This is a genomic window from Bradyrhizobium sp. USDA 3650, from assembly GCF_054057395.1.
In genome coordinates this window covers 3,696,450-3,712,714 of the sequence record NZ_JBSRZG010000001.1, presented here as the reverse complement: position 1 = coordinate 3,712,714, position 16,265 = coordinate 3,696,450, and the positions used below count along the sequence as shown (strand labels likewise).

General features: G+C 64.3%; 15 protein-coding genes and 1 pseudogene. 7 read left to right on the top strand and 9 right to left on the bottom strand.

Features of this window, described 5'->3' with window-relative positions; all coding sequences use genetic code 11:
* Positions 1–7: 7 nt before the first annotated feature.
* Positions 8–317 (bottom strand): annotated as a pseudogene (locus tag ACVIN2_RS17200) (hypothetical protein).
* Between the two features lie 177 nt (positions 318–494).
* On the opposite strand from ACVIN2_RS17200, the gene irr reads away from it, so the two are divergent.
* Positions 495–977: a Fur family transcriptional regulator Irr gene (irr, locus tag ACVIN2_RS17195; protein ID WP_456766447.1), complete on the top strand. Its 483-nt coding sequence runs from the start codon at positions 495–497 to the stop codon at positions 975–977.
* A gap of 7 nt (positions 978–984) precedes the next feature.
* Here the strand turns inward: irr and ACVIN2_RS17190 are convergent, their stop codons facing one another.
* Positions 985–2,535: a winged helix-turn-helix domain-containing protein gene (locus ACVIN2_RS17190; RefSeq protein ID WP_456766446.1), complete on the bottom strand. Its 1,551-nt coding sequence runs from the start codon at positions 2,533–2,535 to the stop codon at positions 985–987.
* Positions 2,536–2,669: 134 nt separating this feature from the next.
* On the opposite strand from ACVIN2_RS17190, the gene mddA reads away from it, so the two are divergent.
* Both mddA and ACVIN2_RS17180 read left to right on the top strand, forming a co-directional pair.
* Entirely contained in the window at positions 2,670–3,455 is a 786-nt protein-coding gene (gene mddA, locus ACVIN2_RS17185; protein ID WP_456766445.1) for a methanethiol S-methyltransferase, read from the top strand.
* Positions 3,456–3,684: 229 nt separating this feature from the next.
* On the top strand, positions 3,685–4,107 hold the full coding sequence (locus ACVIN2_RS17180; RefSeq protein ID WP_456766444.1) for a GFA family protein: 423 nt from the start codon (positions 3,685–3,687) through the stop codon (positions 4,105–4,107).
* 48 nt (positions 4,108–4,155) lie between these two features.
* Here ACVIN2_RS17180 and ACVIN2_RS17175 read toward each other — a convergent pair whose 3' ends face one another.
* On the bottom strand, positions 4,156–5,715 hold the full coding sequence (locus ACVIN2_RS17175) for a winged helix-turn-helix domain-containing tetratricopeptide repeat protein (RefSeq protein ID WP_456766443.1): 1,560 nt from the start codon (positions 5,713–5,715) through the stop codon (positions 4,156–4,158).
* 384 nt (positions 5,716–6,099) lie between these two features.
* Here ACVIN2_RS17175 and pcaB point away from each other — a divergent pair, with 384 nt between their 5' ends.
* Together pcaB and ACVIN2_RS17165 are read left to right on the top strand one after the other, a co-directional pair.
* Entirely contained in the window at positions 6,100–7,461 is a 1,362-nt protein-coding gene (gene pcaB / locus ACVIN2_RS17170; protein ID WP_456766442.1) for a 3-carboxy-cis,cis-muconate cycloisomerase, read from the top strand.
* A gap of 113 nt (positions 7,462–7,574) precedes the next feature.
* Positions 7,575–8,831 carry an aminopeptidase gene (locus tag ACVIN2_RS17165; RefSeq protein WP_456766441.1) on the top strand — a complete coding sequence of 419 codons (1,257 nt, stop codon included), beginning with the start codon at positions 7,575–7,577 and terminating at the stop codon, positions 8,829–8,831.
* Here ACVIN2_RS17165 and ACVIN2_RS17160 read toward each other — a convergent pair whose 3' ends face one another.
* Positions 8,832–9,386 (bottom strand): hypothetical protein, encoded by a 555-nt coding sequence (locus tag ACVIN2_RS17160; RefSeq protein WP_456766440.1) that lies wholly within the window; start codon positions 9,384–9,386, stop codon positions 8,832–8,834.
* Between the two features lie 234 nt (positions 9,387–9,620).
* On the opposite strand from ACVIN2_RS17160, the gene ACVIN2_RS17155 reads away from it, so the two are divergent.
* Positions 9,621–10,076: a cupin domain-containing protein gene (locus ACVIN2_RS17155; RefSeq protein WP_456766439.1), complete on the top strand. Its 456-nt coding sequence runs from the start codon at positions 9,621–9,623 to the stop codon at positions 10,074–10,076.
* A 98-nt stretch (positions 10,077–10,174) separates the two neighbouring features.
* Here the strand turns inward: ACVIN2_RS17155 and ACVIN2_RS17150 are convergent, their stop codons facing one another.
* From ACVIN2_RS17150 to ACVIN2_RS17130, 5 genes are all read right to left on the bottom strand, one after another.
* Entirely contained in the window at positions 10,175–11,224 is a 1,050-nt protein-coding gene (locus ACVIN2_RS17150) for an amidohydrolase family protein (protein WP_456766438.1), read from the bottom strand.
* Between the two features lie 117 nt (positions 11,225–11,341).
* The gene (locus ACVIN2_RS17145) at positions 11,342–11,863 is read right to left on the bottom strand and encodes a hypothetical protein (RefSeq protein ID WP_456766437.1); all 522 of its coding nucleotides are present in this window, start codon (positions 11,861–11,863) and stop codon (positions 11,342–11,344) included.
* 65 nt (positions 11,864–11,928) lie between these two features.
* Positions 11,929–12,744 carry an MBL fold metallo-hydrolase gene (locus ACVIN2_RS17140; RefSeq protein ID WP_456766436.1) on the bottom strand — a complete coding sequence of 272 codons (816 nt, stop codon included), beginning with the start codon at positions 12,742–12,744 and terminating at the stop codon, positions 11,929–11,931.
* A 109-nt stretch (positions 12,745–12,853) separates the two neighbouring features.
* Positions 12,854–14,380: a permease gene (locus ACVIN2_RS17135; RefSeq protein ID WP_456766435.1), complete on the bottom strand. Its 1,527-nt coding sequence runs from the start codon at positions 14,378–14,380 to the stop codon at positions 12,854–12,856.
* On the bottom strand, positions 14,377–15,126 hold the full coding sequence (locus ACVIN2_RS17130; RefSeq protein ID WP_456766434.1) for an ABC transporter ATP-binding protein: 750 nt from the start codon (positions 15,124–15,126) through the stop codon (positions 14,377–14,379). Before ACVIN2_RS17130 ends, ACVIN2_RS17135 begins: the two co-directional genes overlap by 4 nt.
* Positions 15,127–15,389: 263 nt before the next feature.
* On the opposite strand from ACVIN2_RS17130, the gene ACVIN2_RS17125 reads away from it, so the two are divergent.
* Complete coding sequence (locus ACVIN2_RS17125) at positions 15,390–16,265, top strand: branched-chain amino acid ABC transporter permease (RefSeq protein WP_027570079.1); 876 nt, start codon at positions 15,390–15,392, stop codon at positions 16,263–16,265.

Genomic DNA, 16,265 nt, shown 5'->3' with positions numbered 1-16,265 from the left:
GCACGGCTCAGGAGGGCCGCAGCACCCGTTGCAACTCGGCAAGCGCATCCGCGAGTTGCTCCCGGTGCGCGATGTCGTCCTTGGGGATGGCCGTGACACTGCCCGCGAGCTCGCGCAGGATCGCGGCGAGCAGGCCGAAATTGAGGTGCAGGTGCACCGATTTGCGTTCCTCAGCCGTGCCCGGATGCTGCAGCACCAGCGCAACGCCGCTGCCGTCGATGTGCCTCGAACCGCGATGAATGCCCGAAGGTGCCGACATAGAACTTGTCGGGATATTCGAGCGCGATCTCTGCCTTGTCGGGAACCGGCTTGGACATGTGAGCCTCATTGATGTCAGGCTATTCTGGCCGGGAATAAACTGGTCCGCCTTGCGATAGGTCAGAGGCGGGCTCGTTCCGGATTTGATCGGGATCAAAGCCGGGCTTCCGCTTCTGCGATCTGATGGCAAGACGCGTGAAGCCCCGCGTGCCCGGTCAACTGCGAGTGCATCGGCGATGAACGTCCATTCCACCCCACCCGAAGCGGATTCAGACGATATCGCCACCTCCTTCGCGGACGAGGCGTCGGCACGTTGCGCGCAATTGCTCGGCGATGCCGGCCTCAGGCTGACGCGCCACCGTCTGGCGCTCGGTCAAATGCTGTTCCTCGGCCCCCATCGTCATGTGACAGCGGAGGGGCTTTATGAAGAAGCCACCGCCGCCAATCTGCGGCTGTCGCTTGCGACCGTCTACAACACGCTGAACCAGTTCACCGAAGCCGGCCTGTTGCGCCGGATCGCGGCCGACGGCATTAAGTCGTTCTTCGACACCGATACGTCCGTGCATCCGCATTTCTACCTCGAAGGCGAGGATGTGCTGGTCGACGTCACCGACGGCCTGACCTTCACCAGGATACCCGAGGCGCTTCCGGGCCACGAGATCGCGCGGCTCGACGTCGTCGTCCATCTGCGCCGGAAGCGCGACGCAGACCCGGCATGAGGATCGTCTAGCGCAAGCCCGCCCGCCGGAATCCTTCCAGATAGTGCTCGCGGTCGGCCTCGTTGGCCCATGGCAATTGCGTCGCGATCCAGTGCAACGAGATGTTGGGCTGGGTACGGCGGAGCTCGCCCAGCGCCATCTCCGCAAGCATGCCGTCGCCGGTCATACCGGCAGAAACCGCCAGCACGCGGTAGGCGCCGGTGAGGTCGCCGCGGTGGCGGATCGCCTCGCGCGCGAGCGCGATGGCCTCGCCATAGCGCCGCTCGGTGAAGCGGGCATAGCCGGCGATGCCGTGATAGATCGCCAGGGATGGATCGCGCGGGGAGAGCCGCATTGCCCTCTGCGCTGCCTCGAATGAATCCTTCGGTCGTCCGGCATAGGACAGCGCCAGTGCGTAATAGCCCTGCGCCAGCGAGAAGTTCGGATTGAGCGCGAGCGCCTGCTCGAACTCGGACAGTGCGTCTGCAAGCCTTCGCGTCGAGAAGCAGACGCTGCCGAGCGCGGCGTGCGCCCAGGCGTCCTCGTGATCGCAGCGCACCGCGGCGAGCGCGGCGGCTTCCGCCACCGGCGCCACCAGCGCAAGCTCGGCCCAGCCGAGATGCACGCCGAACATGTGGTTCGCCGCGAGCACCGACAGCGCCTGGCCGTAGTTCGGATCGATTCCGATCGCGCGTTCCAGCAGCACCCGTGCGGTCTCGTGATCCCGCCGCGTCACGCGCCAGTAATGCGACAACGCCCGCATCAGGAGATCCCAGGCATCCAGGCTCGCGGGGGGCTTGCGATGGGCGCGAAAACTTTCCGCCGCATGAATTTGCGGCTCGATCGCCGCGGCGATCGCATTGGTGATCTCGTCCTGCACGGCGAACACGTCGACCAGCTCGCGGTCGTAGCGCTCGGCCCAGAGATGGCTGCCGGTTGTGGCGTCGTTGAGCTGAGCGGTGATGCGCACCCGGTTGTCCGACTTGCGCACGCTGCCTTCGACGACGTAGCGGACGCCGAGTTCCTCGGCGATCTGCCGGATGTGGACCGCGCGGCCCTTGTAGGTGAAGGACGAGTTGCGGGCGATCACCATGAACCAGCGCTGCTTCGACAGCGCGGTGAGGATGTCCTCGCTGATGCCGTCGCCGAAATAGTCCTGTGCGGGATCGCCGCTCATGTTCTCGAAAGCGAGCACTGCGACCGCCGGACGGTCCGCCAGGGCGCGCGGCAGGACAGCGACGGGTTGCGCAGGCGCCGTTGCGGCTGCCACTTCTTCCCGGACTTCGCCGACGAAACGAAAGCCCTTGCGCGGAATGGTCTTGATCAGCCGCTGGCTCGCACCGTCGTCGCCGAGCGCCTTGCGCGCGGCGTTGATCCGGCTGTTCAGGGCGGAATCAGAGATGATCCGATCGCTCCAGATCTGGCTGATCAGGTCATCCTTGCTGACCACACGGGTGCGCTGCGCCACCAGATAGAGCAGGAGATCGAACACCTGCGGCTGCAACGGCACGGCGGCGCCGCTGCAGGTGAGTTCCCGCAGGTCGCCGTCGAGCACGTTGTTTTCAAAGCGAAATCGCACGTTTCTGTCGTCTCAAGCAAAAATCAAAGCCGTCTCAGGCGAAAATCAACCGTCCGCCAAAGTCTTGCGACCTCCGGTGCGGCATGGTGCAGCGACCAATGAAGTGCCGGCGTTTTGGCACAACGGAGCTGTTTATGACCCAAATTGATCATCAGGTTCATCCTATCGGCCCGGTTGCGGGCTCACGCATTTTCAAGTTCATCGCATTTCTGTACGGAATTGCGGCGTATCTCGTGTTTTTCGTCACCATTCTCTACGCCATCGGCTTCGTCATGGGGCTGGTGGTGCCGAAGACCATCGACACCGGGACCGACACGCCCGTGGCCGAAGCCGTCGTCATCAATCTGCTCCTGATGGCCCTGTTTGCGGTCCAGCACAGCGTGATGGCGCGCCGGCAATTCAAGGCGTGGTGGACGCAGTACGTCCCCAAGCCGGTCGAGCGCAGCACCTATGTGCTGTTTGCGAGCCTGTCATTGCTGCTCCTGTTCTGGCAGTGGCGTCCGCTGCCCACGGTCGTATGGGACGTCGCGAACCCGGATCTTGCTGTGACGATCGTCACGCTGTCGCTGGTGGGCTGGGTGCTGGTGTTCACCTCGACCTTCATCATCAATCATTTCGAGTTGTTCGGATTGCATCAGGTGACCAATCATCTCGTCGGCAAGGAGGCGTCGCCGCCGCGCTTCAAGACGCCGCTGCTCTACAAGTTCGTCCGTCATCCGATCTATCTCGGCTTCATCATCGCGTTCTGGGCAGCGCCGGTCATGACCGCGGGCCATCTGCTGTTCGCCGCCGTGACCACGCTCTACATCTTCGTCGGCATCGCGCTGGAGGAGCACGACCTCATCGATCTCTTCGGCGACGAGTACCGGCAGTACAAACAACGGGTGTCGATGCTTATTCCCTGGCGCAAGTCGGTATAGCTTGCGCGTCTTTCCGTCGCGTCCCCCGAAAGGAGGACGCGCGGCGGCGCCGAGGCGCGTATCGGAGCTTGCCGGACGCAACCTTTAACGCTTCTCGGGGTGATCTCCCTCACCCCGACGTTACCTGCGCGAGCGAAGCTCGTCGCGACCCCCGCGTTCGTTTTTGCCGAGTTATCGGCAAACAGGAGCGGGGAGAGGAATCTGAACAATCATCAACGGAGACGACCTAATGAAACATGTTGGAAACTGCTTCTGTGGCGCGGTCACGATCGAGGTTACAGGCGCGCCGGAGGCGATGGGCTATTGCCATTGCAGCTCGTGCCGCTCGTGGTCGGGCGGTCCGGTGAACGCCTTCAGCCTGTGGAAGCCCGAAGCCGTGCGCATCACAGAAGGTGCAGAGAATGTCGAGACCTTTGCGAAGACGCCGCTCAGCCAGCGCAAATATTGCAAGAAGTGCGGCGGCCATCTCATGACCAACCATCCGCCGCTCGGCCTGGTCGACGTCTTCACCGCCACCATCCCCACGCTCGCCTTCGCGCCCGGCGTCCACGTCAATTACGCCGAGACGGTGCTGCCAATGCGCGACGGCCTGCCCAAGCTCAAGGATTTCCCGGCCGAATTCGGCGGCAGCGGCGAGATGATGCAGGAGTGATGCGCTTTCTTCTCTCCTCTCCCCGCAAGCGGGGAGAGGAGAGATTCGCTATGTCATCCCCGCGCGCCGCAATCCCTCGAGGTAATGCTCGCGATCCTCGTCCCGCAGCATCGGTAGCTCGCGCGTGATCCAGGCGAGCGAGATGCCCGGTTGGGCGCGGCGCAAGCCTTCCAGGGCGGAAGCCGCGCGCGCGGAATCGCCCGACATTCCGGCGGCGGCCGTCAGCACGCGATGCGCGCCGACGAAATCGGCGCGCTGCCGCATCGACTCGCGCGCCATCTGTGCGGCGCCTTCGTAATCGCGGCCGATGAACCGGGCATAGGCCGCGACGCCGCAATAGATCGCCGCGAGCGGGTCGCGCGGGCTCAGCCGCAGCGCGCGGCGCGCGGCGACATCGCCGTTCTGCCATCGTCCGGCGTAGCACAGCGTCACGCCATAGAAGGCGTGCGCCATCGCAAAGTTCGGATTGAGGTTCAGCGCCAGCTCGAATTCCGCCAGTGCGTCGTCGAAGCGGCGGCGGAATAAATAAGTGTATGCCAGGCCGTGATGGGCCCAGGCATCCTCACGATCGGCCTCCACCGCCGCGAGCGCGGCGTGCTCGGCGACCGGCACGGTCGAGGCCATGTCGGACCAGCCCATATGCGCGCCGAAGATGTGGCTGGTCGCGAGCAGGCCGAGCGCCTTGCCATAGGCGGGATCGAGCGCGACGGCCTTTTCGAGCAGTCCCTGCGCGGCGGCATTGTCCTCGCGGGTGATGCGCCAGTAATGCGACAATGCGCGCATCACGAGGTCCCAGGCATCCAGGCTTCCCGGCGGCTTCTGCTGGGCGCGAAAACTCTCGGCGGTATAGAGCTGCGGCTCGATCGCGGCGACGATCGCCTCGGTGATCTCGTCCTGCACCGCGAAGATGTCGGCAAGCTCGCGGTCGTAGCGTTCGGCCCAGAGATGGCTGCCGGTCGAGACGTCGTTGAGCTGGGCTGAGATACGCACGCGATCGCCGCTCCGCCGCACGCTGCCTTCGAGCACGTAGCGCACGCCGAGCTCGCGCGCGACCTCGTTCATGTGCACCGCGCGGCCCTTGTAGACGAAGGAGGAGTTGCGCGCGATGACGAAGAACCAGCGCAGCTTCGACAGCGCGGTGATGATGTCCTCGCTGATCCCGTCGGAGAAATAATCCTGATCGAGGTCGCCGCTCATGTTGGTGAAGGGCAGCACCGCGATCGCCGGCCGGTCCGGCAGCGGCAGCGGGGCCTGCAGAAGCTTCGCTCCGAAATCGGAGTCCGGCGCGGTTGCTCCACGCTTGGTCTCGACGTCGCCGACGAAACGAAAACCCTTGCGCGAGATGGTACGGATCACCGCCTGGCTCGCGCCGGTGTCGCCGACCGCCTTGCGTGCCGCATTGATCCGGCTGGTCAGCGTGGATTCGGAGACGCTGCGCCCGTGCCAGATCTTGTCGATCAGCTCGTCCTTGCTGACTACCCGATCGCGGTTCTCCATGAGGTGGACAACGAGATCGAAGACCTGCGGCTCCACGGCAACGGGAACCTGCTCGCGGCTCAGCTCGCGCAAGTCGGTATCGAGCAGGTGATCCCGGAACAGAAACTGCACGTCGAAAACTCAGACCTCAAGGCAACATCGGGCAATGATGAAAGCAAAACGGATTTCGGCTGATGTCTGTGAGTCCACCGAGGAGCCTACCCGGTTCACCACGATCGCGTGATGGCAGCCATGCGATTTACGGGGAGGAATGCAACCTGGATTAGAAAGTGGCCGGTTCGGCCGGATTGTCCCGGTCTCCTCGCTGGACCTGATCTTGCTGAGCGCACAGTTTATCACCGTCACCCTGAGGCGCCGTAGCGAAGCCTCGCACGTCAGGATGACGGAGGCGACAGTTTAGACGTCTGAAAACTTGACGAACGGTGAATGTCCATTGCCGAACAGTTCCGTGTGCGTAAGCTGCCCTCACACAACACCAACAACGAAGAAACGCCCATGCCCGCTTTTCATCCCTCGACCACCGTGCTCGATTCCATGCTGTTCCGCGATGCATTCGGCACACCGCAGATGCGGGAGGTGTTTTCCGATATCGCGACGGTCGCGCGCTATGCCGAGGTCGAGGTGGCACTGGCGAAGGCGGAAGCGAGATGCGGGGTGATTCCGCAGGATGCCGCCGACCAGATCGCGGCGCGGACCGACGTTGCCGCGCTGGATTTCGATCTGTTGCGGCAGGAGACCGATGTCGTCGGCTATCCGATCCTGCCGCTGGTGCATCAGATGGTGAAGCAATGCGGCGATGCCGGCCGCTATGTGCATTGGGGTGCGACCACGCAGGACATCATGGACACCGCCGTGGTGCTGCAACTGCGCGCCGGGCTCGAGATCGTGGAGCAGGACATCGCCGCACTGCGCACAATCCTCGCCGACCTCTCGAAGCGCTACCGCGACACGCCGATGGCGGGCCGCACCCATCTCCAGCAGGCGCTGCCGGTCACCTTCGGTTACAAGACCGCGATCTGGCTCGCGATGTTCGACCGCCACGCCGAGCGCCTCAGTGAATTGAAGCCGCGCGTTCTGGTCGGCCAGTTCGCCGGCGCCGCCGGCACGCTGGCCTCGCTCGGCGACAAGGGGTTCGAGGTGCAGGAAGCGCTCTGCGCCGAACTGAGGCTCGGCGTCCCCGCCTCGACCTGGCACGTCGCACGCGACGGTTTTGCCGAGGCGGTGAATTTCCTGGCGCTCGTCACCGGCTCGCTCGGCAAGATCGCGCTCGACGTCATGATCATGGCCTCGACCGAATTCGCCGAGGTCTACGAGCCCTTCGTCAAGGGACGTGGAGCTTCCTCGACCATGCCTCAGAAGCGCAACCCGATCTCCTCGGAACTGATGCTCGCGGCGTCCAAGGCGGTGCGCCAGCACGCCGGCCTCATGCTGGATGCCATGGTGCAGGATTTCGAGCGCGCCACCGGGCCCTGGCACGCCGAATGGATGGCGATCCCCGAGAGCTTCGTGCTGACCGCCGGCGCGTTGCATCAGGCGAAGTTCGCGCTCGCCGGCCTCATTGTGGACGAAAGCAAGATGAACGAGAATCTGGCCGTCAGCCGCGGTCTGATCGTGGCCGAAGCCGTCATGATGGGGCTCGCGCCGCAGATCGGGCGGCAGGAGGCCCATGACGTGGTCTATGACGCCTGTCGGCTCGCCAATGAGAAAGGTCTTACACTGGCGGACGCACTGTCGTCCGATTCCCGCGTCTCCGTCAGAATCGATCGTGCCACGATCGAGGCGCTGACATCACCGAAAAATTACCTCGGCCTTGCTCCCGCCATGGTCGACCGGGTGCTGAAATCGGCAACGCGTTGAAAACCAAAATGCGCGAAACTGCGTATCTTTGGGGTGTCGCAAGGCACTCGCGCACTTGTGTCTCGCGATGCTAGACTTAGATTGAGCGAGAGACGTTCGGCAGAGGATTCGGCATGACTGATCAACGCATCACCTCCACTCCCATTGATCCCGTGAAGCTCGACCGGCTGGCCGAGGTGGCGGTGAAGGTGGGCCTGGGCTTGCGGCCCGGCCAGGATCTGCTCTTGACGGCGCCTGCGATCGCGTTGCCGCTGGTGCGGCGGATCGCCGTGCATGCCTACAAGGCCGGCGCCGGCATCGTGACGCCTATCCTCTCGGACGAAGAGATGACGCTGGCGCGCTACCGCCACGGCCACGACGACAGCTTCGATCGCGCCGCCAACTGGCTGTACGAGGGCATGGCCAAGGCGTTCTCGAACAACACCGCGCGTCTCGCCATCGTCGGCGACAATCCGATGCTGCTGTCGGGCGAAGATGCATCCAAGGTCGCGCGCGCCAGCAAGGCCAATTCCATGGCCTATCAGCCGGCGCTGGAGAAGATTGTCAATTTCGACACCAACTGGAACATCATTGCCTATCCGAGCCCGTCCTGGGCCCGGCAGGTGTTCCCCAATGAACCCGAGGAAATTGCCATCGGCAAGCTCGCAGACGCGATCTTCGCGGCATCCCGCGTCGATCGCGAGGACGCGCCGGCCAATTGGGCGAGCCACAACGCGGTGCTGCGCGAGCGCACCAACTGGCTCAACGGCCAGCGTTTCCGCGCGCTCCAGTACTCGGGACCGGGCACCGACCTCACCATCGGGCTCGCCGACGGCCATGAATGGGAGGGCGGCGCCTCGCTCTCCAAGAACGGCATCAGCTGCAATGCCAACATTCCTACCGAAGAGGTCTTCACCACGCCGCATTGCCGGCGGGTTTACGGCCATGTCGTCAGCTCGAAGCCGCTGTCCTATCAGGGCACGCTGATCGACAACATCGCAGTGCGTTTCGAGGACGGCAGGATCGTTGAGGCGAAAGCCTCGCGCGGCGAGGAGATACTGAACAAGGTGCTCGACACCGACGAGGGCGCGCGCCGTCTCGGCGAAGTGGCCCTGGTGCCGCATTCCTCGCCGATCTCGCAGAGCGGGCTGTTGTTCTACAACACGCTGTTCGACGAGAACGCGGCCTCGCACATCGCGCTCGGCCAGTGCTATTCGAAGTGCTTCGTCAACGGCGCCCAGCTCACGCCGCAGCAGATCGCGGCGCAAGGCGGCAACCAGAGCCTGATCCATATCGACTGGATGATCGGCTCGGCCGAGACCGACATCGACGGCATTCTCGCCGACGGCAGCAAAGTGCCGGTGTTTCGCAACGGCGAATGGGCGAAGTAACTACGCCGCCGCGTTGCGCAGCATCGGGCTGTTGTCGATGCTGAAGCGGTTGAACAGCGTCGTGAACGGGCTGCCGTCGGTGGCCCGCACGACGGCGTCGGAGGCCGCCACCGCGTCGTAGAGCGCACCGACCGGATCATTCGCCTCGGGCAGGTCGAGACCCCCGCGGATTTGCTCGCGGGCCTCGTTGACGTCGTCCTCGTCGTCGAGTGTCGCCTCCAGCGCGTCCGCCGCCCGCCGCATCTCATGGAGGTCACCGCCGGCGGAAAATTTGAGGATGTCGAGCCAATAGGGGCGCGCCACAACGAGCTGGACGAAAGCCTCGAAACTCTCCGCGATGATTCCCGCGCGGCCTTCCGACGAGGCGTAGAGCACGTTCTGAGACGGCAGCAGCACGAACGCGCCGCCGGAGCCGTCACTGCCGATCTGCCAGGGGCTTTCGATGCCGTCGACGGTGAACCAGGGCTCCTCGTCGGTTGCGAAGGAGACATCAAGGCTGCCGAGCCAGGCGACGACCTCGCCTTGAGCTGCGAGAACCTCCGGGGTGAGGGGCATCGGTATGGCTCCTTTCAGATAGCTCCGCGCACTTTGTCGCACCCCGGGAAAGAGGGGTTCATGTGCGCGAAATTGCAGGGAAATTGGGACGTTAACCGTTTCGCGTCTGCACTTGCGGCTGATTGTCGGGCCCTGCGTAAGAAAGAATTAAAAACCGGCTACTAGCGTTCCCGCCATCTTTGAACAATCCGGGCCGAGACCCGGCGGATCATATTTTATCCCCTGGGGGAACAGATGTCGCGCACATTGATTGAAATCAGTAGTTGCAATGTAGAGCTTGAGCTGCGGCCGATCGAGCCTTCCTGGATCATCGAAGGCAATCCGGTGTCGCGCTCGCACATCCTCTCCACCAGCGCCGACGGCACCGCTTCGACCATCATCTGGGCCTGCACCGAAGGGCGCTTCAACTGGTACTACGATATCGATGAGACGATCATGATCATGGAAGGATCGATCGTGCTCGAAAGCGACGGCATGCCGCCGAAGCGCTACGGCCCGGGCGACGTCGTTTTCTTCCGTAACGGCGCGCACGCCAAATGGCATGTCGAAGGCCACGTCAAGAAGATCGCCTTCTGCCGCAAGACCAATCCCGTGATGATCGGCTTCCTGATCCGCGTCGTCAACAAGCTCAAGAAGATGCTCGTCTCCACCGGCGAGCGCCGCCCGGCCTCGCTGATGGGCGCCGGTTAGAGTTCAACCAGTTTCAAGGACGCTTCCCAGCGGTCACGACGGAACAGGGGCCGGGATCAACATCCCGGCCCCTGTTCTCGTCATGGCGCCAATCCCTTTCAAGGCAAATCGAGCCGGTAGAAATTGCTCGCGGTCTGCGAGAATAACGCCGTCTTCTCTGTCTCGCTCAAGGGTGCGGCGATACGCTTGAACGCGTTGAAGATCACCTGGTAGCTGCACTGGCCCTTGTCCGGTGGGAAATTGCTCTCGAACATTGCGCGCTTGGGTCCAAACGCCTCGATGCAGGCCTCAATGTAAGGCCGCCACGCCGCGGCAAGCTCCTCGGATGACGGCGGTCTCCCGCGCAAATGGAAGTCGTAGCCGAGCAGGCACATCGCGAGCCCGCCGAGCTTCACCGCCACGTTCTCGCATTTGGCGATCTTCTGGATCGACGCGCGCCATTGCGCAAAAACCTCCTCGCGTCGCCCGGCAAAGCGGCCGATTCCGGCCGGGCCACCGCAATGGTCGAGCACGATCCTGGTGTCGGGAAATGCGCGGGCGAGCTCGGTCAGCTCGCCGATCTGCGGATGGAACAGCCAGGCGTCGAAGCTCAGGTTCAGCGGCGCGAGACAGGCGAAGCCCCTGCGGAAGGTCGGGTCCTGCAGCAATCCCTGCGGCCGGTTCGCATACATGCCGGCGACAGCAGGATCCGGGTCCCAGGCTGAGGAATGCCGGATGCCGCGGAAGCGACCGTTGCCCGCCGCGATCTCGGCCTCCAACACCGGTTGTGCGGCATCGCCGAGCAGCAGATTGACGTGGCTGACGATGCCGGCGCAAATCGCGGCCTTGCCGTAACCGCCGCTGGCGCTCATCGCGGCGACGCCATTGGCGAACTCGACTTCGCCGACCGGCCGGAACGCCTCGGGCCCGTGCGCACGATACATCGAGCGGCAATCGACATAGACGGTGGCGATGACGTTGTGGCCGGAGGCGATATCGGCCGCCATCTCCTCGATCAGATAGCGGTGCCCGCGATTCCAGAGATGGTGATGGGGATCGACGATCGGCCGTAAGGGATCGATGATCTCCTCCTGATGCAGCGCGAGCCAGTCCTCGCGCGGCTCGACGAATAGCCCGCTCGTGCTGGCGGGCAGACCGCTTGCGGCCATCGGTGTTCGCTCCCCTTATGAATGCTTCTTGTTCGGGGAGCCTAGCACCTCGTCATCGCACGCAGCACCGCGCGTTGCGCAACCGCACCCGGCATCGCGGGCACAGCGGCGCCGTCGTCAACCGTTGCGCCGCTTCGCCCTCACATCGACCACAAGCCGCCAATCGGTTGCGGTGGCCGGCTTGACCTCGCCGAGCCAATGGAAGAAATCCTCGGTGATCTCCGTAAAACTCCACCGCGTCAGGTCGCCGGCTTCGGTCGTGCCTTCCTGCACGATGTCGGCATCGCGTGGACGGCCAATCTGCTGGCGGAATATGCAGCGGCCGGGATCGAACCAGGAAATCCGCCAGGCATCGATGGTCGGATCGTAGACCCGCAGCGTCGTGCCGTACCAATTGCCTGCGATCGGCAAGGCCGGGCTGCCGGCCGGGCGCGGAATGATCCAGACGTCCTGCACGGCGCGGCCCTCCAGCACCCAGCCGAAATGGATTTCGCCGGGCGCGGTGTGTTTCGTTCCATCAGGTCCATGGGCGGTGATCTCGGCGTCCCAATCGCCGACGAAACGGCCGTAAAGCCGCAGCGCCGCCGCGTGCTCGGGGTTCGGTCCGTCCGCGTGCAATAATCTCGCAAAGTCGGTCATGTCGATCTCCTGTTGCGAGGAGATCAGCACGACCGGCCGGCAGCCGACTTGGAGAAAATTGCGCGTCAGACGCCGTCGAGGATGATCACTGTCGGCTTCGACGGCAACGCATCCCGGGAGATCCGGAAACTTCGTTCCATGCGCCGGTCGATCTCGAACTGCTGGCCGACGCGTTGCATGAAATCGTCGAGCGGGGTGGCGAAGCGGTGCATCGGCAGCACCACCGAGGCGCGCAGCCGCTTGGTGATCTCGGAGACGCCGTCGAGCGACATGGTGTAGGTGCCGTCGATCGGCACCATCACGATGTCGAGCCGCCCGATCTGGGCAAAGTGGCTGTCGTCGAGCTTGTGGTGAAGATGGCCGAGATGGCCAATGCAGAGGCCCGCGACCTCGAAGATGAAGATGGAGTTGCCGTCACGGATCATGTCGGCGCCGGAATCGTCGCCGAAATAGCGGCGGATGTCGGTCGTGACGTTGCGGATGAAGGTGTCGGCGATGCGCTCCGACACGATGGCCGGCTTGCCGTCCTCGCCCCAGCCATGGAGCACACGAGGAATGCGCTTGTCGGGATATAGAGAGTAGTGCGTGCTGTGGGCCCGGTTCATGGTGACGACATCGGGCAGCCGGCCCACCTGGTAGGCCCCGCTATAGTCGGTGGCGATGCGCAAGCCGCCGGGCGTGTCGATGAAATAGGTGGAATGGCCGGCATAGGTGATCTGGACTTCAGCCGAGGCTGCGGCCTGCCGGAACGCGACCGGCGTCACGCGGGGTGCCGCATTCGCCATCGCCAGGCATTCGCTGCGCTGAGGTGATTGCTGTGCGAGGGCAGGTGAGAGGAATGCGCCGAACAGCGCCAGAGCCGCCGAAACTAGTCGCCGCATGAATCCATCCCCGATGACTTCAGGGGAAAGTCTAGCGTGCAATGCAACGCGTGGCCAACAGCGCGCGATCAACAGCGCGTCAGTGTCGCACCCTCACGCCGGCCCATTGTCACTCCCGCCGCGGGCTGAACTTCCAGGTGATGGCGACGAGGCTCGCGGTGATCAGGCCGCTGACGAGACCGACGATGGGCAGCGTGAGCACCAACGCGGCGCTGGCAGCCCAGCCGATCGAGGAGAACGCCTCGGCGAAGGTCGCAAGCCGCGACGAGGTCTGGCGTCGGCGGAATTGGCTGCGCCGGGCCTGGACCCGGAACCAGAGCTGGATTGCGGTGGCGGAGGCCGCGCTGACGATGACCGCACCGGCACTGACCGCGGCCTGGAACGGCGAGGCGAAAGCGAGCGCCGCGACCAACGGGCAGAAGATGACGGCGATCGCGATCAGCACCACCTCGATCTTGGCGCGGATGACGCTCGACGGCGTCAATGGCGCGGTTGCAACCAGGTCGGGCGCGTCCTCGCCCGAGATCGTCAGCCAGGCAAGCCCGCCGGCGAGTTGTCCCGCCGCCATGACGATGACGGGCGTGATCAGCGTCAGCGCCGCGGAGCTGTCGGCAAAGTTGCGCCAGAGCAGCAGCGCCGGCGGCACCAGATAGAGCAGCTGCATCAGCGTCTGCGAGATCAGCCAGGGATCGCGCCAGAGCAGCGAAAATTCCTTGCGCCGCAGGGCATGCTGCCGCGATCCGCCGCGGAACGGGCGTACCTTCGCGCTGCGACGGCCGGACGCGCCATAGGCGGCGGCATCGATCGCCGTGTCTGCGAAGCGGCCCGAGAAGATCGCCATGACGCTTCCGAGCAGCACGAGCCCGAGTGCCAGGAGCAGCAGCAGCGCTTCGGCGTCCCCCATCGCCGCCCGCGCCGGCCACCACCAGATGCTGTCGGCATCGGGCGCGTAAGCGGCCAGGCTACCTGAAGTCAGGATGGTGAAGCGCGACAGCGTGCCGTAGGACATGATCGCCGCGACCTGGAGCGCGATCACGAAGCCGGCGCCAATGATCGCGGCGAGGATCTGGGCGACGAACCGTGTCCGTGCCGGACCGATCAGGCGGAACAGCAGGATAGTGACGGCGATCGCGACCGCTGCGGCCGACAGGCCCATCGCGACGACAACCCCGAACGCTGCAAGCCAGCGCGCGCCGCCCCCGAACACCAGTACGTCGATGAAGGGCGTCGAGAACAGCAGCGCCATCACCGTGAGGGTGAGCGCGATCGCGGCGATGCGCACCGAGAACAGATTGGCCAGCGTCGCGGGCGAGGACATGATGAGGTCGAGATCGGCGCGTGCGTAGAACACCCGCGTCACCGATTCGATTGCCTGTGACAGCATCAGCGTCCAGGCGAGAAAAATCGTCGCCGAAATCACGATCACCGAGGATTTGTCGAGCGGCAATTGCAGGTCGGCGAAGCGGCCGATCACCGCCCAAGCCGGCACGTGCAGCAGCGCCGCGAAGAACAGCAGGCCGATCACCGCGGCACGCGTTCGTTTGCGCCGCCCGCCGGTCATCATGGCGAGCCATTCGCGCCAGGCGAGCCGGAGCTCGTGGCGGGCGAACCAGGACAGCGCGGTGGCCGAGCTCATGCGGCTTCCTGCAGCGTCACCAGTGCGATGAAGAGATCTTCCAGGCTGGTATCGGCGTGCCCGTTTTGCTGGCGCAGCTCGGTCAGCGTGCCCTCGGCAACCAGGCGGCCGGCTGCGATCACGCCGATGCGGTCGGCCATGCGTTCGGCGACCTCAAGGATGTGCGTGGTCATGATGACGGTGCAGCCGGCGCGGACGCGCTCGCTCAGGAGTCCCTTGACATGGCGGGCGGAGACGGCGTCCAGTCCCGTCAGCGGCTCGTCGAGGATGATGAGGCGGGGATCGTGCACCAGTGCGCCGGCGAGAGCGACCTTCTGGCGCATGCCCTTGGAAAAACCCTCGCAGCGTTCGTGCCGGTGCGGCTCGAGCCCGAGCGAGTTCAGGAGCTCAGTGGCGACCGGTTCCGAGGCCGATGGTGCGATGCCCCACAGACCGGCCACGAATTCGAGATATTCGAGCGGCGTGAGCTTGTCGTAGATCATGGGCTCGTCGGAGACCCACGCCATCACCTGCTTGGCGGCGACGGGGTTTTGGAGCGCATCGATGCCGAAGATGGAGACTGCGCCGGCATCGGGCCGCAAAAGGCCTGCAACCATGCGTAAAGTGGTGGTCTTGCCGGCGCCGTTGGGACCGACCAGCGCATAGAATTCGCCGGCATGGATGGTGAGATCGAGGTTATCGACCGCCAGACGGTCAAAACGCTTCGTTAACCCCATGACTTCGAGCGCCGAGTCGTCCCGCTTCATCACGGCCACACCTTGCGGTTTTGCATCGCTCGCGACCATGCCCCGAAGATGTTTCGGCACCGTGAATCGCGCTGCCGCAAATTCCGTCATCCGGATAGGACTAAAGGCAAGTCACCGTTTGTTGACAGCGCTTGGCGGTTCAGGCTGAATTGGCGAAGGGACGAATGGCGCGAACGCAGCGAAACGACTGCGTAGCGACTGAACACAAGATGCGGCAAGGCGGTCAGGAAGAACCGCCGGTTGTATCGGGAGGATGCGCGACGATGCTGGATTTCGTTCAGCAGCTGGTCAGCGGTGTTGCGCTCGGCTGCGTCTACGGCCTGATCGCGCTCGGCTTCGTGCTTGTCTACAAGGCCACCGAGGTCGTCAATTTCGCCCAGGGCGATCTGATGATGCTGGGCGGCTTCTTTGCCTTCACCTTCATCGGCATGATGGGGCTGAACTACTGGATCGGCTTTGCCGGCGCGGTGGCGGCAATGGCGCTGTTCGGCATGCTGGCCGAGCGCGTGGTGGTGCGGCCGATCCTCGGCTATCCGCAATTCTCCATCATCATGGCCACCATCGGGCTCGGCTATTTCCTGCGCTCGGTCTCCGGCATGATCTGGGGCACCGACGATTTCAAGATCGACACGCCGTTCAGCCAGGGCGTGCTGCGGATCGGTTCGCTGGTGCTCGCCCATGACAAGCTCTCGGTGATCGCGGCGACGGTCATCCTCTGCGCGCTGCTCTGGCTGTTCTTCAACAAGACCACGCTCGGCACCGCGATGCGCGCCAGTTCCGAGAATATGCTGGCGGCCTATTACATGGGCATCCCGGTCAAGCGCGTGGTGTCGATCGTCTGGGCGATCAGCGCGGCGGTTGCGACCTGCGCCGGCGTGCTGCTGGCGCCGATCACCTTCATCCATTCCAATGTCGGTCTGGTGCTGGGCCTGAAAGCGTTTCCGGCCGCCGTGCTCGGCGGCTTCGGCTCGATCCCCGGCGCCGTCGTCGGCGGCGTCCTGATCGGCGTCATCGAGAGCATGGCCGGCTTCTATCTGGCCGAGGGCTGGAAGGACGTCGCGCCCTACATCGTGCTGCTCGCCGTGCTCTTGCTCAAGCCCGAAGGCCTGTTCGGCCTTCACGTCCGCAAGAAGGTCTGA